This is a genomic window from Streptomyces cirratus (assembly GCF_014650775.1).
Lineage (GTDB): Bacteria > Actinomycetota > Actinomycetes > Streptomycetales > Streptomycetaceae > Streptomyces > Streptomyces cirratus.
In genome coordinates this window covers 140,184-163,082 of record NZ_BMVP01000001.1, presented here as the reverse complement: position 1 = coordinate 163,082, position 22,899 = coordinate 140,184, and the positions used below count along the sequence as shown (strand labels likewise).

The window sequence follows — 22,899 nt, the reverse complement described above, 5'->3', positions numbered from 1 at the left end:
GGCCGGACGGGGCGTGAAGGCGCCCGGAGAGGGAAGGAAAGCAACGTGTCCGACACCACGCCTCCGCCGCAGCCGCCGTCGTCCTCGGAACCGCCCGGCTCCTCGGGTCCGTCCTCGGGTTCGCCGGGCTCCTCGCGACCGGGCTCCTCGGGACCGGGGGCCGCGGGTCCTTCCGGCCCGTCGTCCGGTCCTTCCGACGCCGCCAGCCCGGAGACGCACGTCATCGACTTCCGGGCCGCCGAGCAGCTCCTGGCCGCCCGTGATCCTCGGGGCGCCGTCAAGCTGCTCGACTCGGTGATAGCCGCCCATCCCGAGAACACGGCGGCCCGGCTGCTCCGGGCCCGGGCCTTCTTCGCCGCCGCGCAACTGCGCCCGGCGGCGCTGGAGTTCGAGCTGGTGCTGGAGCGCGAACCGGACAACGCCTACGCGCACTTCGCACTCGCCAGGACCCACGAACGGTCCGGGCGGGGCGCGCAGGCCCGCAAGCACTTCCGGCTGGCGGCGGCGCTCGACCCGCAGCCCGAGTACCTGGCGGCCGCGCGCTTCGAAGACTGAGCCCCGTAGCCTGAGCCCGGTCGCCGGCCGGTTGGTGCGGGGCCTGTGCCGGCCTCAGCGGGCGTGGGGCGGCTCGTACGGGGGCACGTCCCGGCCCGGCTGGTAGTGCGGGCCCTGACGGATGTGGTGGACGACCACGACCAGGTCCACCGCCGCGAGCACCGCGACCACCGAGCAGGCGGCGGCCCATCCCGGGCGCCCGCCCAGCGAGAAGAGGGCCGCTCCGCCGGCGGCCCAGATCAGGCCCCACATGCTGAGCCACAACCGCAGCCGCAGCGGACTGCGGGCGGTCACCGGCTCGTTTCCGGTACGCATGGCCATCGCCTCGGATCACCGTAGTCCTCAAACCCATGGTCCCACGGGCGGTCGCGCAGGCGGCCCGTTCCGAAAGGCGCCGACGGCGGGGAGCGGAACGGGGGCGGCGCCCCGGCTACGGGTTCAGCTTGTTCACGGCCGTCGTGGTCGTCTTCTTGAAGGCGGCGACGGGAGCGTCGGAGAGCGTGCCCATCTGCCCCCACTTCACGACGGTCACGGTGGCGCCGTCCCGGCCGATGCCGAAGAGGTGGACGCCGGGTTCGGAGTCCGGGATCGCGGTGTGGACCCCGTACACGTGGGCGCCCTCCTCGACGGTCAGCTTGCCGTAGTCCTGCCAGGAGGCGGTGCCACCGGGCGTCGTACGCAGCCAGTCGGCGGCGCAGGCGGCGACCTCGCGTTCCAGGGAGGCGGCCAGGGAGGCGGCCGCGGAGCCGGATGCGGTACGGACCGAGAGCTGCGTGGCGCCGGTGTCGTAGTCGGTGCCGAAGACGCGGTGCCAGCTGCCGGTGGCCGGGAGCGCCTCCTCCAGGCAGAACGGTGCGGTCACCGGCAGGCCCTTGGTCACCTTTCCGGCGTGCCAGGGCGACGAGGGGTGCGGAGGGAGGTCGGTGCCGTCGAGGAACCCGGGCGCGGTGGCGGCCGAGGCGGTGGGCGGGCCGGCGAGCAGGAGGGCGGCGGCCGCCGTGGCGGCCGCGAGGATGTTGGTGCGCTGTCGCAGCATGGTCGGCTGGTCCCCGTTTCCGGTCGGGTGGGCGGTCGGGGGGTTCCTACCCCGGTGGGGGCGCCGGGGTGCGGACCGGGACGGAATCGGGACACGGGAGAAGTGACCGGGGCCGGGCGTCGGTCCGGCCGGAGCGATGAAGACGCAGGTCGGGGGCGTTGTCGGTGGGCCCACCTAGACTCGGCGGCAGAAGAGAACCATCCGACCGCGAACCATCGGACCGCGAACCATCCGACCGCGAACCATCGGACCGCGAACCATCCGGGAAGGGAGGGCCACCGTGAGCACCCAGACGTCCCGGCCGCACGCGCCGACACCGTCGTCGGTACCGGCCGACGCGCTGCTGCGTCATGCCGCCGTGTTCCTTCCCTCGGCCGTCCCGCGCCAGGGGCGGGTGGCCTTTTGGTGCCCGGAGGGCGATCCGCTTCCCGAGGCCGGGAGGGCGGCCCCGCTCGAGGTGGTGCGGCCGCACGGCGAAGGCGTGCGCACCCGCACCGTCCCCTCCGTCACCCTGTCGGTCAGTGCCGCGCTGCCGCTGCTGCTCCGGGCGGCCCGCAGCCGTGCCGCCCACCCCGCCACCCGTGCCTGGGGCACCGCCGCCGCGCAGGCGCTCGCCCTGGTCGCGCGCGGGCGGCTGCTCCCGGGGCTCACCCCCGACGGCATCGACGCCTGGCGGGCCGGACCGCTCGATTCCGATGACGTGGCCCACCTGCGCGCGATCGCCGCCGCCCTGCCCTACGAGGGGTACGCCACCCCGCTCGCCGGTCGCCGCCCGCTCCAGCTGCCCGAACCGGAGGCCCTGGTACGGGCCTTCCTCGACGCAGCCGCCGACAGCCTGCCCCGTACCCCCGCCGCGCCGGTGGCCGCCGGCCGGCCGTTCGCGGCGCGGGAACCGCAGCAGGTCCCCGGAATGCGCGAATGGGCCGCCCAGGTCGCGGCCGGAGCGGATACCGGGGTCGGGGTCTCCCTGCGGTTGGACCTGTCCTCCTTCCGCCTCTTCGACGAGGCCGACCCGGAGGACACCCGCCGCGCGGGCGCCGCCGTGGTCCAGGTGCACAGCCTCGCCGATCCGACGCTGGTCACGGATGCGGAGCAGCTCTGGGCGGGAGCGGCCGCCGCCGGATTCGGGCCGCGCGCCCGCGTCGATGCCGTACTCGCGCTGCGCCGGGCCGCGCGGGTGTGGCCGCCGCTGCTGCGCCTGCTGGACCAGCCCGTCCCCGATGTGCTGTCCCTCTCCGATCCGGAGCTGGAAGACCTGCTGGGTGTGGCCGCGACCCGGCTGGCGGAGGCCGGGGTCACCGTCCACTGGCCGCGCGACCTGGCCCGTACGCTGTCGGCGACCGCCGTCGTACGGACGGCTGCGCCCGGGTCCGCGATCGAGGGCACCGCCTTCTTCGACGCGGAGAACCTCTTCGCCTTCTCCTGGGAGCTGGCGCTGGGTGGGGACCGGCTCACCCCGGGGGAGATGGACGCGCTGGCTCAGGCGCACCGGCCCGTGGTGCGGCTGCGCGACCAGTGGGTGCGAGTGGATCCGGGCCTGGTGCGCAAGGCCCGCAAGCGGCAGTTGGGGCTGCTGGACCCGGTGGACGCGCTGGCCACCGTACTGACCGGGACGGCCGAGGTCGACGGCGAGCCCGTGCAGGCGGTCCCGGTCGGGGCACTGGCCGCGCTGCGGGACCGGCTGACCGGTGAACCGGCGCCGTTGCCTCAACCCGCCGGGTTGAAGGCGACCTTGCGCGACTACCAGGCCCGGGGACTGGCGTGGCTGGACCTGATGACCTCCCTCGGCCTCGGCGCCTGCCTGGCCGACGACATGGGCCTGGGGAAGACCGTCACGCTGATCGCGCTGCACCTGCACCGGGACCGGCCCGATCCGACGCTCGTCGTGTGCCCGGCGTCGCTGCTGGGGAACTGGCAGCGGGAGATCGAGAAGTTCGCCCCGGGGACCCCGGTGCGTCGTTTCCACGGCGGCGGCCGGAGCCTGGAGGGCCTGGACGGCGGGTTCGTCCTGACCACGTACGGGACGATGCGGGCCAGCGCCGCCAAGCTGGCCGAGCACAGCTGGGGCATGGTCGTCGCGGACGAGGCACAGCACGTCAAGAACCCGCACTCGGCGACGGCGAAGGCGCTGCGCACGATCCCGGCCCCGGCCAGGGTGGCGCTGACCGGGACCCCGGTGGAGAACAACCTGTCCGAGCTGTGGGCGCTGCTCGACTGGACCACGCCGGGCCTGCTGGGCCCGCTGACCACGTTCCGGGCCCGTCACGCCCGTCCGGTGGAGCACCAGACGGAGGAGGACGGCGGCAACGAGGAGGCCGTCGCCCGACTGGCGGCCCTGGTCCGCCCGTTCCTGCTGCGCCGCAAGAAGTCCGATCCGGGGATCGCTCCGGAGCTGCCGCCGAAGACGGAGACCGACCACCCGGTGTCCCTCACCCGGGAGCAGGCCTCGCTGTACCAGGCCGCGGTGGACGAGGCGATGGCGGTGATCGCGTCGAGCGAGGGGATCCAACGACGCGGCATGATCATGAAGCTGCTGATGTCGCTCAAGCAGATCTGCAACCATCCTGCGCAGTATTTGAGTGAGCACAGCTTGAGTGAGCACAGCCTGAATGCGCACAGCCTGAATCAGCACAGCCTGAACGCGCACCGGTCCCGCATCGCGCACCGCTCCGGCAAGCTGGCCCTGCTCGACGAGCTGCTCGACACGATCCTGGCCGAGGGCGGCTCGGTGCTGGTGTTCACGCAGTACGTGACGATGGCCCGCATCATCGAGCGGCACCTCGCCGCCCGGGGGATCTCCCACCAGCTGCTGCACGGGGGTACCCCCGTCGCTGCCCGGGAGCAGTTGGTCGACCGGTTCCAGGCGGGCGAAGTCCCCGTCTTCCTGCTCTCCTTGAAGGCGGCGGGCACCGGACTGAACCTGACCCGGGCCGGGCACGTCATCCACTTCGACCGCTGGTGGAACCCGGCCGTCGAAGAGCAGGCCACCGACCGTGCCTACCGGATCGGGCAGACCCAGCCCGTGCAGGTCCACCGGATCATCGCCGAGGGCACCGTCGAGGACCGGATCGCCGAGATGCTGGAGGCGAAGCGGGCGCTGGCCGACGCCGTCCTCGGCTCGGGCGAGTCGGCGCTGACGGAGCTGACCGACCGCGAGCTGGCCGACCTCGTCTCGCTGCGGAGGCCGGCGTGATCACCGCACGGGACGACCGCCGCCGTACCTTCGAGACCGTGCCGCCCGGCGTCGAGGCCGAGACCTGGTGGGGGCGTGCCTGGGTGGCCGCGCTGGAGGAGCGCTCGCACGACGCGGCCCGGCTGGGGCGCGGGCGGGCGTACGCGGCCGAAGGCCATGTGGACGCGGTGACGATCACCCCGGGCCGGATCGTGGCCTACGTCCGGGGCAGCCGGGCCCGCCCGTACCGCACCGAGCTGGCGCTGCCGGCGTTCGAGGACACCGAATGGCGTGAGGTGCTGGAGGGCGTGGCGGCCGATCCGGCGGCGCTGGCCGGGCTGCTGGAGGGTGAGGTCCCGCAGTCCCTCGCGGATACGGTCCTGCCGGGCGCGGGGGAGCTCGTGCCGCGTTGCTCCTGTCCGGACGTGGGGCGTCCGCCCTGCAAGCACGCCGCCGCTCTGTGCTACCGGGCGGCCCGGCTCCTGGACGAGGATCCGTTCGTGCTGCTGCTCCTGCGCGGGCGGGGCGAGCGGGAGCTGCTGGCGGAGCTGGCCCGGCGCAGTGCCGCCCACGCCGCGCTCGAACGGCGCGACACCGCGCCCGCGTTTCCCGGGGTCCCGGCCCGCGCGGCGCTGGCCCGGACCACCCTGCCTCCGCTGCCGGCCCCGCAGGCGGCGCCCGGCGCGGTGGGTCTGCCGCCCGCCTACCCGTCGGACCCCGCGGCGCCCGACCCCCTGGCGCTGGATCAGCTCGCCTCGGACGCCGCCGCCCGGGCGCTGGCGCTGCTCCGGACCGGTGAGGACCCCCTCGCCGGGTTCACGGTGTGGCAGGACGCCGTCCGGCTGGCCTCCGCACACGCGACCGCCGGGCTCACCGGCGCCGCCCGTGCCCTCTACCGCGACCTGGCCCGGGCCACCGGCCGCACCACCACCGACCTGGCGCGGGGCGCGGCGGCCTGGCGTCAGGGGGGTCCGGCCGCCCTGGCCGTCCTCGAAGAGGCGTGGGACCCGCCGGCCGGTCCGTTCGACCGGGCCCGGCCCGCCCTCGTCGCCGCCGGCTGCGGCTCCTTCCGGCCCGACCGCAACCGCCTCAGCACCCGAAGCCGACAGCTCCGGCTGGGCCGCCAGGGCCTTTGGTACGCCTATGAGTCCAGGTCGGACGAAGAGGACTGGTGGCCGACCGGCACGCCCTCCCCGGATCCGGTCGTCGCGCTGCGGGGATGAGCCGCTCCCGCCGTCCAGGCCCCGGCCAGCCGGGCTGCGCTCATTCAATGCGTGTTACCCAGTACACGATGGAGTGAAATTCGTACCGGCTCTATAACTCGAATGGTCCCACGGCGTTGTCTCCGGTGCGGGCGGTTGCCCGTGAACTCTTCCGGAAGGCAGGGAACTCATGCGTCACAGTCGTCGGAACGGCTTGATCGCGGCGGTCGTCGCGGGAGGCGGAGTGGCGGTCGCGGGGATGGGCGGCTTCGCGTACGCCGATGCGGACGCGGGCGGCGCCGCTCAGCAGTCGCCGGGGCTCCTCTCCGGCAATCTGGTGCAACTGCCCGTGCACACGCCGGTGAACGTGTGCGGCAACACCGTGAGCGTCGTCGGGGTGCTGAACTCCGCCTCCGGGAACCGCTGTGCCAACGACGGGCACGGTGACGGCGGTGGCCATCCGGGGTCGAGGCCATCACAGTCCGGCTCGTCCTCACACTCCTCGAAACCCGGGGCCGGAAACGGTACGGGAGCCGAGGCACATGGGCGCGGAAAGGATTCGCCGGGGGTGCTGTCCGGCAACGGCATCCAGCTTCCCGTCGACCTGCCGCTGAACGTCAGCGGGAACTCCGTGAACGTCGTCGGCGTCGGCAACGGAGCCGCCGGCAACACCTCCGTCAACGGCCCCAGCGGGAGCAAGCCCGTCCAGCCGCCCGCCGTCCAGCCGCCCGTCACCCCCCGGCCGATCATCGCGCCGGCCCCGCAGCAGCCCACCGTGGCGCTGGCCCACACCGGCGCCGACGCCGTCGGCTACCTGCTGCCCGGCGGCGGCGCCCTCCTGCTCGGCGGAGTCCTCCTCTACCGCCGCTTCCGCGTCGGCTGATCCCTGTCCGGGCGGACAGGACGGAGGCTCCGTCGGGCGCTCAGCCTGCGGTCCGGCACCCGGTCGGCCGTCCCGCTTGCGGCTGGGCGCGCCAGCCGTCCAGGATCGCGTCGATCCGCGGTGCCAGCCGGGCCCGCGCCGTGAAGCGGGGGACCCCCGCCATCAGCAGCGCGTCGTACTCGGTGTCGGTGTGGCGCACGGCCGCCCGGACCGCCACCGACACGGCCTGCTCGTCGAGGGCCCGGCCGGCCGCCGTGCGGCCCACCCGGCCGCTGCCCCGCAGCGAGGCGTGCGCGGCGATCGCCCGCGCGCGGTCGGCGGGGCAGCCGGGGAACAGCCGCAGGATCTCGGCGGTGAAGGCCGCCGTGAACCGGGTGTCCTCGGCGGCGCGGCGCAGGCGGTCCCGTTCCCGGCGCCGGGCGCGCGCCTCGGCGTCGGCCAGGCAGGCCCGCTCCGCACGTGCCAGGGCAGCCTCCTCCACCAGCAGCCCCAGACGTTCGTAGCGGTGACGCCGCTTGTTGAGGCGGACCACCACGGCCGAAAGTGAACTGGCTTCCCTCGCCCGCCGGGTGAGCGCCGCGTTACCACGCGGCAGGTACACCAGGTGCCCGAGGTCCGCGCAGTCCAGGCAACGCGGTACACCCGCCTCGCGGACGAGGTGCCGCAGCGGCCCCCGTCGGCACTCGGCGCAATGGATGTGCTTCTGCGACTCGAAGACGACGAGACTCATGACGGAGTGATACCGCCGTTCGGTGCGTATATCACCTGACAGATATGGGTTGTTGACTTTTCATTAATTCACTCTGGATGTCATCAGGTCCGCCTAACGTGACGTGGCTGGGCCGTTCGGCCCATGGAGGAGGGCACATGGGCGGATGGCAGACGACGGCACGACGTCCGAGACGGACCGAGGCCTCGGACCTCATGGGCCGGGAGATCGTCATAGCGCCCGGGGAGTGCACCGGATGGCACTACCACGACGTGCCGCTGATGGCCGTGGTCAAGTCCGGGACGCTGACCCGGATCCTGCACGATGACACGGTCGAGGTGCACCCGGCCGGGTCCACCTTCGTGGAGCCCCCGGGGATCGACCACATCCACCTGGGCCGCAACCTCGGCACGACACCGGTCGTGCTCCAGGTGACCTGCTCTCTGGCCGAGGACGCCCCCTGGTCGGTGTCGACCCCGGCCCCGGCCGCCGCCACACCCTGCGGCTGCCCCGGCCACGCCGGATGAGGGAGCCCGCCGGTCCCGCCCGCCGTGCCGGTCACACCAGCCGGCGTATCTCCCCGCGCACCCGGTAGAAGCCGCCCGACGAGGCGTGCAGCCCGTCGACCACGTACCGGGCGCCGGCCTCCCGTATCCCGCGCGGGAACTGCACGTTCCACGACGGGTCGAAGCCGCCCGACACCACCTGCACCCGCACCCGGCTCCCCTGTCGTACGCACTCCACCACCACGCCGTCCGCCGGCGCGGCGGCCACCGAGACGGTCGCCACCGCCGCGGGCGAGGCGGCCGGGGCGAACACCGGCAGAGCCGCGGCCGACTTCACATCCACCGCTGCCGGGACCGATCCCTGCTGGGCCGCCGCGATGGCCGCCTCGCTCGCGTCCACGCACACCAGCGAACCGTCCGTGGTCACCAGGTACAGCCGCTCGTCCAGGTACTGCATGGACAGCGCGGCGCCGCTGCCCGTGCCCAGCTTCCACAGCCGCCGCCCCGACGCGTCGAAGCAGTAGACGGAGGAGGCGAGGTCGCCGGCGAACACGTGGCGGCCGTCCGGGGAGGTCGCGCACGAGTAGACCGCCGCGTCACACCGGTAGGAGGCCTCCACCGCGCCCGTCGCCTTCGACAGCCGCTGCACGGTCTTGCGGCCGGTGCCCGCGTACACCGCGGTGTCCTCCTGCCAGCCGAACAGCACCGACCCGTCGGTCGCGGTGTGCCACAACTCGCCCCCGCCGTCCGCGGCGTAGGCCGTGACGCCCGCGCTGTGGCCGTGGTAGACCGCCCGCTCGTCCGCCCGGACCATCCAGGCGGCGGACCCGGCCGACCTGCGCGACCACTGGAACTCCTCCTCGTGGTCGATGACGGTCAGCCCGCCACTGCGGTCCGAGACGTTCAGGACGCCCTCGCGGATGTCCAGCCAGAAGATGTCCACATCCGCGGCTATGTCGTACGCCCCGAACGGCACCTTCGACGACAGGTCGTACACCGTGCCGTCGTCGCAGCCCGCATATATCCAGAACTCGTCCGCCACCAGGCACTTCACTCCGTCGGGCAGCGAGTACCGGGCCAGTACCTCACCACCGTGGCTCAGCGTGTAGACGTCCCCCGCCTGGTTGCCCACCCAGCAGCGGTCCTCGTCCACATGGATCCCGAAGGCGGCGGAACCCGTACGGAAGCGCCACAGCACCGGAGCCACCGCGCGCGCCGTCGACGGCGCCGAGGTCACCTGCCGGCGGGTCACCGACCGCGGGGCGCGGGCTCCCCGTACCGCGGGGGCGTAGCCCTTGCGGACCTTCTCGCCTATCTTCTTCGCGGCCGCCGCCCGGGCCTTCTCCGCCGTGGGGAAGGAGGAGTTCTGGAGCTGGCCGTCCGCGCCGATGCGGCCGTACCGCACGCAGACGGCCGTGCCGTCCACGGTCACCTCGTAGAACTTGTGCGCCCCCGCGCCGTCCTGAGACAGCTCCAGGTACGTCGTCTCCCGCGTCATGACAGACCCCTCCCCAAGGCCGGGCCGACGGCTTCGGTTCGCGTCGGTGATCCCTCGTGAAAAACGCTACGGTCCACCACTGACAATGGGCTCGTGCAGCTGGAACCGATCACCTGGCAGCGGCTGGCCGAGCGGCTCGCCGATCATCTGGACGAACGCGGACCCGTTGTGGACGGGGCGGGTTGGCAGCGGGCCGGCATCGACGGCGCGCCCGCCGCGGGCACTGGTCCGGTGGCGGACCACCTCGCGGAGGCCCTGCGTTCGCGCGGCCGTCCGGTCCTCGTGGTGGCCGCCGACGGCTTCCTGCGACCGGCCTCCCTGCGCTTCGAGTTCGGCCGTGAGGACGTGGACGCGTACCTCGGCGGCTGGTACGACACGGCCGCCCTGTGGCGCGAGGTCTTCGGCCCCACCGACCCGGGCGGCACCGGGCGGGTGCTGCCCGACCTGTGGGACCCGGTGACGGACCGGGCCACGCGCAGCCCGTACACCGAACTGCCGCCGGGCGGCGTGCTGATCGTGCACGGCCCGCTGCTGCTGGGCCACTGGTTCCCCTTCGACCTCAGCGTGCACATCCGGCTCTCCCCGGCGGCGCTGACCCGCCGCACCGAGGAGTCCGCACGCTGGACCCTGCCCGCCTTCGCCCGCTACGAGGCCGAGACCGATCCGGCCGCGCAGGCCGACGCCGTCGTCCGGGCCGACGACCCCCGCCACCCGGCGTGGACCGGTATCCGAGGAGTGGCCGGCTGACGACGGCCGGCCCGGCGCCCTGCCGCACCGTCACGGACGTCCCTACTCCGCAACAGTCCCATCCGGGCCCGGTGACGAACCGGATCAGGCCATCGTGGAGGCCGATAAGCGCGGGCTACGTTGACGGGAACGCTTCAACGGCTGCCCCCGCACGGCGCCTTGGCAGAGGGAGACGGCAATGAGCAGAGGTCCGAAGGCAGCGGCAGTGGCCGCGCTGGCCCTGTGCGCGACCCTGGCCCTGACGGGCTGCAACGGTGACAAGGACGCGGGAGCCGCCGGCCCGACGCCCGCCAGCACCCCCAGCGCGACCCCCGCCCTGCCCTCGGCCCCCGCCGGCGGTGCGCCCCCCTCCCCGACGAAGCCGACGGCGAAGGCGACGCCGGTGGCGTCCGCGTCCGCGTCCGCCACCGCGCCCGGCAAGCCCAAGGCGTCGGCCCCCGTGCCCGCCTGCGCCTCCAAGGCGCCGGCCTCTCCGGACGAGATCGCCGTCTACCGCTACACCCCCGAGGGCGGCTTCCACGGTCTGATCGTCAAGCACGGCCACTGGGGCTGCCCCGGCCCGGGCGGCGCCGCCCACTTCGAGACGGTCGGCGAGGAGACCTACCTCCCGATCGCCGAGGACGCCAAGATCACCGCCCTCACCCCGATCGTCGCGAGCACCGTGAGCAAGCCGATCACCGTGCACGAGCTCAGCGAGTGGCTCATCGCCCACCCGGACAAGGGCCTGGTCTTCCACTACAACGTGGGCAAGTCCGGTGCCATCGAGACCCTCGGCCAGGAGGAGTACACGGTCTGAGCCCCGGGCCGGCCGCCCAGGGCGGTGACCGCCACGGCGGCGGCGCGGCAGCCCGCGCGGGCGGCGTCCGCCGGGCCGGCGCCCGCGAGCCTGGCCGCGAGGAAACCGCCGGTGAAGGCGTCCCCGGCGCCCGTGGAGTCCACCGCCTCGGCGGCCTCCGCCGCGACCTCGGCGGTGACCCGGCCCCCCTCGGCGACCAGCGCCCCCGCCGCCCCCCGCGTCACCACCACCAGCGGTATCCGGCGGCTCAGTTCCGCCGCCGCGCGCGCCACGCCGGCCGGCTCCGGCAGCCCGGCCAGCAACCGGGCCTCGTCCTCGTTGGGCAGCAGTACGTCCGCCCCCGCGACGGCGGCCATGAAGCGCTCCGGGCCCAGCGCGGCCAGGAACCCCGCCGAGGCCGGGTCCACGCTCACCGCAACGCCCCGGGCGCGCGCCGCCCGCAGCGCGACCAGGGCCAGCTCCCGGCTGGAGTCGGCGAAGAACAGGTACCCCGACAGGTGCAGGTGCGCGGCCCCGTCCAGCAGGACCGGCGCCCAGTCGGCGGGGGACAGGCGCAGCGAGGCACCGCTGTCGGTCAAGAACGTGCGCTCCGCGTCCTTGCCGACCAGTGCCACCACCGTCCCCGTCGGCTCCTCCCGGTCGATCACCAGTTTCGGCCGCACCCCGGCGTCGACCAGGGCCCGCTCGTGCCAGCGCGCCGATTCCGCGCCGACCCGCGCGAGGAGGCGTACCTCCGCGGCGCCGGTGCGGGCCGCCCAGCAGGCCGCGTTCGCCCCGGCGCCGCCGGGCAGGGTCCGGATCCGCGCCGCGGTGTCGGTGGCCGGCGCCAGCGGCTGCGGGTGCACCGCGACCACGTCCGTCACCACGTCCCCGACGACCAGCAGTGCCCCGGCCCCGGCAGGGCCCGACCGTGCACCGCTCATGCCCGTGCCGCCCAGGCCCGCGCGATGCGGGCGCCGAGCCGGACGTTCCCGCGTACCGCCGCCAGGTTCGCCTCCAGCGAGGCCCCGCCCGTCGCCCGCACCAGGAACCCCAGCAGGAACGGCGTCACCGCCTGCCCCGTGAGCCCCCGCTCCCGGCATTCCGCGAGCGCCTCGGCCAGCACCCGGTCGTGGAGCTCCGGATCCAACTGCTCCGCCTCCGCCACCGGATTGGCCACCAGCAGCGCGGACTCCGGGCCCCCGAGCACGTCCTGGGCGGCCATCACCTGCGCCACCTCCTCCGGATGGTGCACCGTCCAGTCCACCGGCTCGCCCGAACTGGCCAGGTAGAAGCCGGGGAACCGGTCCGTCCCGTAGCCGAGCACCGCCACGCCCAGGGTTTCCAGCCGCTCCAGCGTCGCCGGGACGTCCAGGATCGACTTCACCCCCGCGCACACCACCGTCACGCGGGTGCGGGCCAGCAGCGCCAGGTCCGCCGATTCGTCCTGGCTCTGCGCCCACTGCCGGTGCACGCCGCCCAGCCCGCCCGTGGCGAAGACCCGCAGCCCCGCACGCGCGGCCAGGAACGCCGTCGCGGACACCGTCGTCGCCCCGGTCGCGCCCGTGGCGAGAGCGGGCGCCAGGTCCCGGTGGCCGAGCTTGCGCACCCCGTCGCCGCTCGCGATCCGCTCCAGCCCCGATTTGTCGAGGCCCGCGTACGCCACTCCGTCCAGGACCGCGACGGTCGCCGGAACCGCGCCCTCCGACCGGACCAGCGCCTCCAGCTCCAGGCCCACCGCCAGGTTGCAGGGGCGGGGCAGACCGTGGGCGATGATCGTCGACTCCAGCGCGACGACCGGCCGCCCCGCGGCGAGCGCTTCGCGCACCTCTTCGGACAGGACCGGTACCCGGGACGGTGCGGCTGCTGTGTGCTGTGACATGTCCCCATCCATGGCACGGGATCGCCGCCCGCAAACGCGCACCTCCGCGCCCGTACCCGCGCCCTGGACAGGATGACGCGTTCCGTACGCCCGCGCTGGACGCTCTGGCCACCCCGCGGGCCCCGGCGTCGGCCCTACGCTTGCGCCCCATGAGCACCAGTGACCACAGCGCCCGCCCCGCTTCCTTCGCCGTCTCGCTGCCCGACGTCCCGGACGCCGAACTGGAGGTGGAGGAGCTCGATCCCGCCCAGATCGTCTCCGGCGACCCGGTCGTGACCGGCAAGGTGCTGTGGGAGGCCGAAGACGGCTCGCAGATCCGCGGGATCTGGCAGATCACCCCCGGAGTGGTCACCGACACCGAGGCCGACGAGCTGTTCGTGGTCGTCAGCGGCCGCGCCACCATCGAGGTCGAGGGCGGGGCGACCCTGGAGGTCGGGCCCGGCTCCGCCTGCGTACTCCGCGAGGGTGACAAGACGACCTGGACCGTCCACGAAACGCTGCGCAAGGCCTACCACATCAACTGCTGAACCGCCGTCAGGCCCCGTCCGGGAGCTACGCGTCCACCCGCGCCCCCGCCTTGGCGGGCCCGGGGTGGCGGCGGGCCGTGAACAGGGCGAGCGCCGCCAGCGGCAGCAGCAGCGCGGCGCCGATCGCGTTGAGCCAGCCGTAGCCGGCCTGGGACATGACCAGACCGGCCGCCGCGCCGCCCACCCCCGCGGCGGTGTTCATCGTGAGGTCGCTCAGGCCCTGTACGGCGGCCCGCGCGCCCTGCGGAACGGAGTCGGTCAGCAGCGCCGAGCCGGACACCATCCCGGCGGACCAGCCCAGCCCGAGCACGAACAGACCGAGCGCGCTCTGCCCGTGCCGGCCGCCCGCCGTGCCCGCGAGCAGCGCCGCCAGCGAGAGCAGCCCGGCTCCGAGCCCGATGACGGACAGCCGGCCGAGCCGGTCCGCGAGCCACCCCATGAGAGGGGAGAAGGCGAACATGCCCGCGATGTGACCACTGATCACCAGGCCCACCAGTTTCAGCCCGGCGCCGTGGTGACCGAGGTCCATCGGGGTCATCACCATGATCGACACCATGGTGGTGTGGGACACCGCGACGGCGAGCAGGGCCAGACGAGCCCGCGGTGAGGCCTTGACGGCGGCGAACCCGGTGCGCAGCGAGCGGCCCGGGGCGGAACGGGCCGCCGGCGCCGACAGTGCACGCGCCGTCAGCAGCGGGTCGGGCCGCAGGAAGACGGCGAGCAGTGTGCCGGTGAGGACGAAGACGACGGCGGCCCACAGGAAGGGGCCCGCCGTCCGGGGTATGGAGGTACCGGCGAAGCCGGCGCTGGCCGGGGCGGACAGGTTCGGTCCGGCGACCGCACCGATGGTGGAGGCCCACACGACGACGGAGATGGCCCGCGCACGGCGGTCGGGGGCCGCGAGGTCCGCGGCGGCGAAGCGGGCCTGGAGGTTGGCGGAGGAGGCCGCGCCGAAGGCGGCCATTCCCAGCATCAGCAGCGGGAAGCTCTTGACCACGGCGGCCAGCACCACCAGGAGTGCGCCGCACGCACCGATCCCGTAGGCCAGCACCAGCCCGGGCCGGCGCCCGCGCGCCGTCATGAACGCGGCGAGCGGAAGCGAGACCAGGGCGGTGCCGATCACGGAGGCGGTGGAGGCGAAGCCGGACAGGGACTCCGTGCCGCCGACCTCGGTGGCCAGGACGGGGGCCAGGGCGATGCTGATCGGCACACCCAGACCGCCCAGCATCTGACTGGCGATCAGCACACCGGTGATCCGCCGCCGCAGCCGGGGCAGCTCCGCGGCCGTGACCGGCGCGGCGGTGCGCTCCGTACCGATGGACGCCGTCATGCCCGACACCCCCCTCGCGGCAGCGGGACGCGTGCGGCGGTGGCGAGATGACCGCGTACGGCGTCTGCGAGATGACTGCGTGCGGCGGGGGCCAGGTGACCGCGTGCGGCGGGGGCCAGGTGACCGCGTGCGGCAGGGGTCAGGCGGCCGCGTGCGGCGGCAGAAGTAGTCACCGCGGCAGTTTCCCACCCCTTACCGCGTGGCGGTACCCGGCAGGAGCCGGGCCCCGGGCAGCGCCCCCGGGCGTCCTCAGAACAGCGGCTCGGGCAGCACGCCCTCCAGCGCGAGCAGGATCCGCTTGGCCTCCACCCCGCCCCCGAAGCCCCCGATACCGCCGTCGTTCTCCACGACCCGGTGGCAGGCGACCACCACCGGCAGCGGATTGGACCCCATGGCGTTGCCCACCGCCTGGGCCGCACCCGGCTGGCCGACCCGGGCGGCCAGCTCCCCGTACCCCACGACCTGGCCGTAGGGCACCGAACGGTCGAGCTCCAGCAGCACCCGGCGGTTGAACCCGGAGCTGAGCCGCCAGTCCAGCGGCAGCTCGAAGCGCCGTAGGGAACCGGCGAAATAGGCCTCCACCTGGCGTATCGGCTCCGCGAGCAGCACTTCCCGGCCCGGCCGGGGCCGCCAGGGGTCCGCGCCGAGCCGGGAGACCAGCGAGCCGATCATCCGGTCGATCCGGTCCGGCCCGGCATGGAACCCGACCCGGACCAGGCCCTGCGGGGTCGCGGCGAGGAGCAGGGGGCCGACGCCGCCGGCGACGACCGTCCATTCGAGGTGCGGCCCGCGGGGCCGCTCGGAGCTGTCCACCCGTCCACCGTACGGGCCGCCACCGACAGCCCGGGCCGCGGAGCGGCCCGAAGCCTGCGGTTCAGAACCAGCCCACCGCGTCCCGCACGACGTCGGGCGCGTTGGTGATGATCCCGTCCACGCCCATGCCCTGTACCTTGCGGGCCGTCGCGGCGTCGTCCACGATCCAGGTGTCCACCTCCATCGCCTTGCCGTGTGCCCCCCGCAGCCGGTGCACCGCCGCGACCCAGTCGGCCGAGATCGTGGTGTGCCACGGGTTGATCCGGTCGGTGAAGGCGGCGTACCGGGGCAGGTCGGCGGCCTTCGGGGTGCCCAGGAAGGCCGTCACGATGTCCGGGCGCAGGCTGTGCACGATGCGGATGGAGTCGGCGCTGAAGCTCTGCACCACCAGCCGGCGCCCGACGTGCGCCTCGTCGAGCCAGCCGAGCCGCTCCAGCATGTCGAGGGTCTGTCGCTCGATGCCCGGGTAGAGCTCCGGCTTCTTGATCTCCAGCAGCAGCCGCTGCCGGTTGCGCTGGACCCGGTTCATGTAGTCCTTGAGGGTCGGCACGCGGGCGCCCGCGTACTCCTCGCTGAACCAGCTGCCCGCGTCCAGCCGGGCGATCTCCGCCGCCGTGAAGTCCTTCACCCGCCACGGCTTGCGGTCGGGGAAGAGCTGCTCGACATTGGTGGTGCGGGCCAGGCTGTCGTCGTGGACCACCACGAGTTCGCCGTCCTTCGTGCGCTGGACGTCGTTCTCGACCCAGGCGAAGCCCAGCCGCATGGCGAGGTCGATCGACTCCAGGGTGTTCTCCGGGGCGTACGCCGAAGCCCCCCGGTGGGCGTACACGACGGGGGCTGAGCCGAGCGGCCCGTTGCCCCCGGCGGGGCGGGATGCGGGGCCGGCGCCGGCGGACGCGGCCGTCGTGCCGAGCACGGTGAGGGTCAGGCCCAGGAAGGCGGCGGCGGCCGCGGCGGCGGGTCGGACGACGTACATGCGTTCTCCTCGGGTCGTGAGCCCCTGCCCCTGCCTCAAACAGGCGCGAAGCGACAGACGTTGCGGCGGTGCACTTCACGGCTATGCAGTTGACGGCGATGCACTTCACGGAGATCTGCCCCATGGAGATCCGCTGTATGGCGATCATGGGCGTGAAGATCACCGGGCCGCCACCGAACTACGACAAACGGACCAGGCCGCAGGGGTCCGGACGAGTACGGCGAACGGCCGGGACGGTCCCGCCGGACCTCCGCCCTGGCCCCCGCCCGCCGACGGGAATGCGTGAGTGTCAGTGCGGGGTCGTACGGTGGAGTCATGCGGCCCGTATCGAAGATCGAACGCACGGTGGCGCCTTTCGAGGTCGTCAGCCCCTACCAGCCCAGCGGCGACCAGCCGGCGGCCATCGCCGAGCTGGAGAAGCGCATCCGTGCGGGTGAGAAGGACGTCGTACTCCTGGGTGCGACCGGCACCGGCAAGTCGGCGACCACCGCCTGGATGATCGAGCGCCTCCAGCGCCCCACCCTGGTGATGGCCCCGAACAAGACCCTCGCCGCCCAGCTGGCGAACGAGTTCCGCGAGCTGCTGCCGAACAACGCCGTCGAGTACTTCGTCTCGTACTACGACTACTACCAGCCCGAGGCGTACGTACCGCAGTCGGACACCTACATCGAGAAGGACTCCTCGATCAACGAGGAGGTGGAGCGGCTGCGCCACTCCGCGACCAATTCGCTGCTGACCCGGCGGGACGTCGTCGTCGTCGCGTCCGTGTCCTGCATCTACGGCCTCGGCACCCCGCAGGAGTACGTCGACCGGATGGTCGCCCTCAAGGTCGGCGAGGAGATCGACCGGGACCAGTTGCTGCGCCGCTTCGTCGACATCCAGTACACGCGCAACGACCTCGCCTTCACCCGCGGCACCTTCCGGGTGCGCGGCGACACCATCGAGATCTTCCCGGTCTACGAGGAACTGGCCGTCCGCATCGAAATGTTCGGCGACGAGATCGAGGCGCTGTCCACCCTGCACCCGCTGACCGGCGAGGTCATCAGCGAGGACCGCGAGCTGTACGTGTTCCCCGCCAGCCACTACGTCGCCGGTCCCGAGCGCATGGAGAAGGCGATCGTCGGCATCGAGGCGGAGCTGACCGAGCGGCTCGCCGAGCTGGAGAAGCAGGGCAAGCTGCTGGAGGCGCAGCGGCTGCGCATGCGCACCACCTACGACCTGGAGATGATGCGCCAGATCGGGTCCTGCTCCGGCATCGAGAACTACTCGCTGCACATGGACGACCGCGCGCCCGGATCCGCCCCCAACACGCTCATCGACTACTTCCCCGAGGACTTCCTCCTCGTCATCGACGAGTCCCACGTCACGGTGCCGCAGATCGGCGCGATGTACGAGGGCGACGCCTCGCGCAAGCGGACCCTGGTCGACCACGGCTTCCGGCTGCCGTCGGCGCTGGACAACCGGCCGCTCAAGTGGGAGGAGTTCCAGGAGCGGATCGGCCAGACGGTGTACCTGTCCGCCACCCCCGGGAAGTACGAGCTCTCGCGCGGCGACGGCTTCGTCGAACAGATCATCCGCCCCACCGGCCTCATCGACCCGGAAGTGGTGGTCAAGCCGACCGAAGGCCAGATCGACGACCTGGTGCACGAGATCCGGCAGCGGACGGAGAAGGACGAGCGCGTCCTGGTCACCACCCTCACCAAGAAGATGGCCGAGGACCTGACCGACTACTTCCTGGAGCTCGGCATCCAGGTCCGCTACCTGCACAGCGACGTCGACACGCTGCGCCGCATCGAGCTGCTGCGCGAGCTGCGCGCCGGCGAGTACGACGTGCTGGTCGGCATCAACCTGCTGCGCGAGGGCCTCGACCTGCCCGAGGTGTCCCTGGTGGCGATCCTCGACGCCGACAAGGAGGGCTTCCTGCGCTCGGGGACCTCCCTGATCCAGACCATCGGCCGTGCGGCGCGCAACGTCTCCGGCCAGGTCCACATGTACGCGGACAAGATGACCCCGGCGATGGAGAAGGCCATCGACGAGACCAACCGGCGCCGCGAGAAGCAGATCGCCTACAACACGGCCAACGGCATCGACCCCCAGCCGCTGCGCAAGAAGATCAACGACATCGTCGCCACCATCGCCCGCGAGGAACTCGACACCGAGCAGCTGCTCGGGACCGGCTACCGCCAGGCACGGGACGGCAAGGGCGCGAAGACGCCGGTGCCCGCCCTGGGCGGAGCGGCCGCCGCCGCGGGCAAGGGAGCCAAGGCCAAGGGCGCCAAGGGAGCGAAGGCGGCCGAGGTGCTGACCGACCGTCCGGCGGCGGAACTGGCCGCGCTCATCGAGGAGATGACGCAGCGGATGCGGGCCGCGGCGGCCGAGCTCCAGTTCGAGGTCGCCGCCCGGATCCGGGACGAGGTCGGCGAGCTCAAGAAGGAGCTTCGCCAGATGAGGGAAGCGGGCCTCGCCTGACCCGGGGCCGGTCAGTAGGGTTGGGCCAAGGGTGGCCGCGGGTACGTTCCGCGGGCCCTCATCGGGGCGGGTAGAAGGAGAGGGGACATCGCGTGACGGTCAACATGACCAAGGGTCAGGCCATCAGTCTGGAGAAGCGGGGCGGGGGCACCCTGACCGCGGTCCGGATGGGCCTCGGCTGGCAGGCGGCCAAGCGCCGCGGCCTGTTCGGCTCGCGGACCCGCGAGATCGACCTGGACGCGTCGGCGGTGCTCTTCGCCGACAAGCAGCCGGTGGACGTGGTGTTCTTCCGGCACCTGCAGAGCGACGACGGCTCGGTGCGGCACACCGGCGACAACCTCATCGGCGGCGCCGGCCAGGGCGGCGACGACGAGGCGATCCTCGTCGACCTCCAGCGCGTGCCGGTCCACATCGACCAGATCGTCTTCACGGTGAACTCCTTCACCGGGCAGACCTTCCAGGAGGTGCAGAACGCCTTCTGCCGCATCGTCGACGAGACCAACGGCCAGGAGCTGGCCCGTTACACCCTCGACGGCGGCGGCGCGTACACCGCGCAGATCATGGCGAAGGTGTCGCGCGCCGGCGCGGGCTGGCAGATGACGGCCCTGGGCAACCCGGCGAACGGCCGGACGTTCCAGGACCTGATGCCGGCGATCCTGCCGCACCTGTAAGAAGCAGCGCCCACGGGCGCGGACGGCCAACAGCACAGAGCGCACGGGACCGAAGGCACGGGGGAGGGCTGCACGATGACGGCCGAATTGGTCCGGGGGCAGAACCACCCCCTGTCCCTGCACCAGGTGGAGATCAGGGTCACTGCGGGTACGCCCGTACTGGCCCTGGTCTCGGCCGGTGACGACGAGGGCCGGCTGGCCGGTCCCGAGGCGCTGGCGCACCCCGGCGCCCGGATCCTGCCCGGGCTCGAGGCGCCGGGGGCGGCGGGCGCGCGGCACCGGTTCCCCCTGGACCTCGACGCCGTCGGGGCGGCCGTCCACCGGGTCCGCGTGGTGCTCGCACTGCCGGGCGGCGGACCGGCGCGCTTCGGCGCGGTCCCGGCGCCGCACGTGGCGGTGGCCGCAGCCGACGGCGCCGAAGTCGCCGCCTACACGGTGACTGGGCTGGACTCCGAGAGCGCCGTCGTCGCCCTGGAGCTGTACCGCAGGCAGGACGCCTGGAAGGTCCGCGCCGTCGGCCAGGGCTACGCCGACGGGCTCGGCGCGCTCCTCACCGACGCCGGACTGCCCGGCCCGGCCGCGACCGCCCTGGCCGCGGCGGCCCTGGCGGTGGACACCCCCCTCGCGACGGCCGCATCCGCCGCCGCACCCGCCGCCGCGCGCGGCCCCGCCGGCGAAGGGCCGGCCGGGGCCCCCGCAGCGACCGCCATCGACTACGCCCACCCGCGCCGCCGCCGCACCACCGAGCCGCCCGAGCCGGCGCCCACGCCCGAAGCGCCCGGACAAGCCGGGGCGCCGCCGCGCCCCGTCGCCGGGGACGCCGGCGGCTGGTCCATGGAGGAACGGCTCTACAACCAGGTCTGGGGCATGTTCGAGGACCTGGCCCGCACGGTGGCCGCCTACCGCAGCGCCGTCGACTTCGCGGACTCCCGGCTCGACCGGGAACTCGACGACGCCCTGTCCGACCCGAGCGCCCGCCTCACCGCCAATGCCGCGCGGGACGCCGCCCGCGCCCGCCGTGACGAACTCGTCGCCCGCGCCCAGGCCGTGCTCGACCGGGACCTCGCCCAGCTGCGCGCCGAATCCGAGGTCGTCGAACCCGCGCTGCCGGCCGCGTACGCCCGCTGGGACAACCCCGTCTGGCACGGTGCCGGCGCGCCCCGCGAAAGCCCGCTCGCGCTGCGCCTCGGCGACCTGAGCCTGCCCGAGGCGCCCGGCCTGCGCGTGCCGATGCTGATGCGGCTCCCGCTGGAGCGGGGGCTGTGGATCGACAACGGCCGCACCGGCTCCGAGGCCGCCATGGCCATGGACACCGACCGGCTGCGCCGTCTCGCCATGGACATGGCCGTGGCCCACGCGGTGCGGCTCCTCGCCGTCCACCCGGGCGGCCGGTTCTGCGTCCACGTCATCGACCCGGCCGGGGCCGGAGCCGCCGCCCTGGCCCCCCTCGTGCGCTCCGGCGTGCTGGCCGCCCCGCCCGCCCTGGGTGCGGCGGGCGTCACCGACACCCTTGAGCGGCTGACCCGGCGGGTGGACCTCGTACAGATGGCGGTGCGCGCCGGGGCGCCCGCGGAGCTGCCCCCGGACGTGGACCCGGCCGACCAGCTGCTGATCGTGCACGACTTCCCGCACGGCTTCGACGAGCGCGCCGTCACCCGGCTGCGCTACCTGGCCGACGAGGGGCCGGCGGTAGGCGTGCACCTGCTGATGGTGGCCGACCGGGACGAGGCCTCGGCGTACGGGCCGTTGCTGGATCCTCTGTGGCGGGCGCTGATGCGGCTGTCGCCCGTACCGGACCACCATCTGGCCGACCCGTGGGTCCACCACGCGTGGACCTTCGAACCGGACCTGCCGCCGCAGCACAGCGCGGTCCTGGAGCGGGCGCTGGAGCAGGTCATGACCCGTCACTGACCTTTTCTTGGTCTCCCCTTTACCTTCACCCCTTCGGCGGCTAACCTGGAAAGCGCGGAGGGGAGTATTCCTGCTTTCCTGCTACGGCGTGCCCGTCAATACGGACCCTGCCCGGTCGGCTGAACCACTCGGTCAGCGAACGGCGCCGGTCCCGGGGCGTCGGCCCGCGGCCTCCAGGCCGCCCGGGTGGAAGAGACCTCCGGCAGCGATGACGCTGACGCAGTGCTGAGCCATCCCGCCGGAGGCGTGTGCAATGGACGTTTCAATGACCCTCTGGGTGCTGACCATCGTGGGTCTCGGCATCCTCATCGGCGCCGATTTCCTCATCGGCCGCAAACCCCATGACGTGTCCATCAAGGAAGCCGGCATCTGGACGGTCGTCTGGATCGTCCTCGCCGTGCTCTTCGGCCTCGGCCTGCTGTTCTTCGGCAACGGCCAGGCCTCCCAGGAGTTCTTCGCGGGCTTCGTCACCGAGAAGTCCCTGAGCGTGGACAACCTCTTCGTCTTCGTCCTGATCATGGCGAAGTTCGCCGTACCGTCCCACCTCCAGCAGCGCGTCCTGCTGGTCGGCGTACTGATCGCCCTGGTGCTCCGCGCGATCTTCATCGCGGCCGGCGCCGCGATCATCGCCAGCTTCTCGTGGGTCTTCTTCCTCTTCGGCGCCTTCCTGATCTACACCGCCTGGAAGCTGATCCAGGAGGCGCGCAAGGACGAAGAGGAGGAGGAGTTCGAGGAGAACCGTCTCCTCAAGTCCGTCGAGAAGAAGTTCGGCGTCGCCGACAGGTACCACGGCACCAAGCTCTTCATCCGCAGCAACGGCAAGCGCGTCCTGACCCCCCTGATGGTCGTCATGCTCGCCATCGGGACCACCGACGTGCTGTTCGCCCTGGATTCGATCCCCGCGATCTTCGGCCTCACCCAGGACCCCTACATCGTCTTCACCGCCAACGCCTTCGCCCTGATGGGCCTGCGCCAGCTGTACTTCCTCATCGGCGGCCTGCTCAAGAAGCTCGTCCACCTCAGCTACGGCCTGTCCGTCATCCTCGGCTTCATCGGCGTCAAGCTCGTCCTGCACGCGCTGCACGAGACGGGGGTGCACGTCCCGCAGATCTCCATCCCGCTCTCCCTCGGCGTCATCTGCGGCGTCCTGATCGTCACCACCGTCACCAGCCTGATCGCGTCCAAGAAGCAGGCGGCCGCCGAGGAGGCCGCCCGCCCTCAGAGCGTCGACGCCTGA

General features: G+C 73.3%; 21 protein-coding genes. 12 read left to right on the top strand and 9 right to left on the bottom strand.

Going from position 1 to position 22,899, the window contains the following annotated elements:
* Window positions 1–222: 222 nt before the first annotated feature.
* Complete coding sequence (locus tag IE207_RS00780; RefSeq protein ID WP_190182715.1) at window positions 223–555, top strand: tetratricopeptide repeat protein; 333 nt, start codon at window positions 223–225, stop codon at window positions 553–555.
* A gap of 54 nt (window positions 556–609) precedes the next feature.
* Here IE207_RS00780 and IE207_RS00775 read toward each other — a convergent pair whose 3' ends face one another.
* Window positions 610–870, bottom strand: coding sequence for a DUF6343 family protein (locus tag IE207_RS00775; RefSeq protein ID WP_190182025.1), 261 nt, complete (start codon window positions 868–870; stop codon window positions 610–612).
* A gap of 115 nt (window positions 871–985) precedes the next feature.
* The gene (locus IE207_RS00770; protein ID WP_190182024.1) at window positions 986–1,591 is read right to left on the bottom strand and encodes a hypothetical protein; all 606 of its coding nucleotides are present in this window, start codon (window positions 1,589–1,591) and stop codon (window positions 986–988) included.
* Between the two features lie 280 nt (window positions 1,592–1,871).
* Here IE207_RS00770 and IE207_RS00765 point away from each other — a divergent pair, with 280 nt between their 5' ends.
* The 3 genes from IE207_RS00765 (at window position 1,872) to IE207_RS33920 (ending at window position 6,848) form a co-directional block, all read left to right on the top strand.
* Window positions 1,872–4,784, top strand: a complete 2,913-nt coding sequence (locus tag IE207_RS00765; RefSeq protein ID WP_190182023.1) for an SCO1167/SCO6262 family helicase — start codon at window positions 1,872–1,874, stop codon at window positions 4,782–4,784.
* Window positions 4,781–5,986 (top strand): SWIM zinc finger family protein, encoded by a 1,206-nt coding sequence (locus IE207_RS00760; RefSeq protein ID WP_190182022.1) that lies wholly within the window; start codon window positions 4,781–4,783, stop codon window positions 5,984–5,986. The genes IE207_RS00765 and IE207_RS00760 overlap by 4 nt, the downstream gene beginning before the upstream one ends.
* A gap of 169 nt (window positions 5,987–6,155) precedes the next feature.
* Complete coding sequence (locus IE207_RS33920) at window positions 6,156–6,848, top strand: chaplin (protein ID WP_190182021.1); 693 nt, start codon at window positions 6,156–6,158, stop codon at window positions 6,846–6,848.
* A gap of 40 nt (window positions 6,849–6,888) precedes the next feature.
* Here IE207_RS33920 and IE207_RS00750 read toward each other — a convergent pair whose 3' ends face one another.
* A complete protein-coding gene (locus tag IE207_RS00750; protein WP_190182020.1) occupies window positions 6,889–7,578 on the bottom strand; it encodes a DUF2293 domain-containing protein in 690 nt (229 codons plus the stop codon).
* A 137-nt stretch (window positions 7,579–7,715) separates the two neighbouring features.
* On the opposite strand from IE207_RS00750, the gene IE207_RS00745 reads away from it, so the two are divergent.
* Entirely contained in the window at window positions 7,716–8,084 is a 369-nt protein-coding gene (locus tag IE207_RS00745) for a cupin domain-containing protein (RefSeq protein WP_229873208.1), read from the top strand.
* A gap of 31 nt (window positions 8,085–8,115) precedes the next feature.
* Here IE207_RS00745 and IE207_RS00740 read toward each other — a convergent pair whose 3' ends face one another.
* The gene (locus IE207_RS00740; RefSeq protein WP_190182018.1) at window positions 8,116–9,561 is read right to left on the bottom strand and encodes a WGR domain-containing protein; all 1,446 of its coding nucleotides are present in this window, start codon (window positions 9,559–9,561) and stop codon (window positions 8,116–8,118) included.
* A gap of 93 nt (window positions 9,562–9,654) precedes the next feature.
* On the opposite strand from IE207_RS00740, the gene IE207_RS00735 reads away from it, so the two are divergent.
* Window positions 9,655–10,308 (top strand): nucleoside/nucleotide kinase family protein, encoded by a 654-nt coding sequence (locus tag IE207_RS00735; protein ID WP_190182017.1) that lies wholly within the window; start codon window positions 9,655–9,657, stop codon window positions 10,306–10,308.
* A gap of 178 nt (window positions 10,309–10,486) precedes the next feature.
* On the top strand, window positions 10,487–11,104 hold the full coding sequence (locus tag IE207_RS00730; protein ID WP_190182016.1) for a hypothetical protein: 618 nt from the start codon (window positions 10,487–10,489) through the stop codon (window positions 11,102–11,104).
* On the opposite strand, the gene IE207_RS00725 is transcribed toward IE207_RS00730, so the two are convergent.
* Both IE207_RS00725 and IE207_RS00720 read right to left on the bottom strand, forming a co-directional pair.
* The gene (locus IE207_RS00725; RefSeq protein WP_190182015.1) at window positions 11,044–12,027 is read right to left on the bottom strand and encodes a carbohydrate kinase family protein; all 984 of its coding nucleotides are present in this window, start codon (window positions 12,025–12,027) and stop codon (window positions 11,044–11,046) included. The two genes, IE207_RS00730 and IE207_RS00725, sit on opposite strands and share 61 nt — an antisense overlap.
* Window positions 12,024–12,965 carry a pseudouridine-5'-phosphate glycosidase gene (locus IE207_RS00720; protein WP_190182014.1) on the bottom strand — a complete coding sequence of 314 codons (942 nt, stop codon included), beginning with the start codon at window positions 12,963–12,965 and terminating at the stop codon, window positions 12,024–12,026. The genes IE207_RS00725 and IE207_RS00720 overlap by 4 nt, the downstream gene beginning before the upstream one ends.
* A gap of 149 nt (window positions 12,966–13,114) precedes the next feature.
* Between IE207_RS00720 and IE207_RS00715 the strand changes: the two genes are divergently transcribed.
* Window positions 13,115–13,492 carry a cupin domain-containing protein gene (locus IE207_RS00715; RefSeq protein WP_190182013.1) on the top strand — a complete coding sequence of 126 codons (378 nt, stop codon included), beginning with the start codon at window positions 13,115–13,117 and terminating at the stop codon, window positions 13,490–13,492.
* A 25-nt stretch (window positions 13,493–13,517) separates the two neighbouring features.
* Here IE207_RS00715 and IE207_RS00710 read toward each other — a convergent pair whose 3' ends face one another.
* The 3 genes from IE207_RS00710 to IE207_RS00700 form a co-directional block, all read right to left on the bottom strand.
* Complete coding sequence (locus IE207_RS00710; protein WP_190182012.1) at window positions 13,518–14,822, bottom strand: MFS transporter; 1,305 nt, start codon at window positions 14,820–14,822, stop codon at window positions 13,518–13,520.
* 249 nt (window positions 14,823–15,071) lie between these two features.
* Window positions 15,072–15,635, bottom strand: coding sequence for a methylated-DNA--[protein]-cysteine S-methyltransferase (locus IE207_RS00705; RefSeq protein WP_190182011.1), 564 nt, complete (start codon window positions 15,633–15,635; stop codon window positions 15,072–15,074).
* A 61-nt stretch (window positions 15,636–15,696) separates the two neighbouring features.
* Window positions 15,697–16,611 (bottom strand): glycerophosphodiester phosphodiesterase, encoded by a 915-nt coding sequence (locus tag IE207_RS00700; protein ID WP_190182010.1) that lies wholly within the window; start codon window positions 16,609–16,611, stop codon window positions 15,697–15,699.
* 315 nt (window positions 16,612–16,926) lie between these two features.
* On the opposite strand from IE207_RS00700, the gene uvrB reads away from it, so the two are divergent.
* The 4 genes from uvrB (at window position 16,927) to IE207_RS00680 (ending at window position 22,899) form a co-directional block, all read left to right on the top strand.
* Window positions 16,927–19,080 carry an excinuclease ABC subunit UvrB gene (uvrB, locus tag IE207_RS00695; protein ID WP_190182009.1) on the top strand — a complete coding sequence of 718 codons (2,154 nt, stop codon included), beginning with the start codon at window positions 16,927–16,929 and terminating at the stop codon, window positions 19,078–19,080.
* 92 nt (window positions 19,081–19,172) lie between these two features.
* Window positions 19,173–19,751, top strand: coding sequence for a TerD family protein (locus IE207_RS00690; RefSeq protein WP_190182008.1), 579 nt, complete (start codon window positions 19,173–19,175; stop codon window positions 19,749–19,751).
* A gap of 75 nt (window positions 19,752–19,826) precedes the next feature.
* Complete coding sequence (locus IE207_RS00685; protein ID WP_190182007.1) at window positions 19,827–21,662, top strand: TerD family protein; 1,836 nt, start codon at window positions 19,827–19,829, stop codon at window positions 21,660–21,662.
* Window positions 21,663–21,915: 253 nt separating this feature from the next.
* Window positions 21,916–22,899 carry a TerC/Alx family metal homeostasis membrane protein gene (locus IE207_RS00680; RefSeq protein WP_190182006.1) on the top strand — a complete coding sequence of 328 codons (984 nt, stop codon included), beginning with the start codon at window positions 21,916–21,918 and terminating at the stop codon, window positions 22,897–22,899.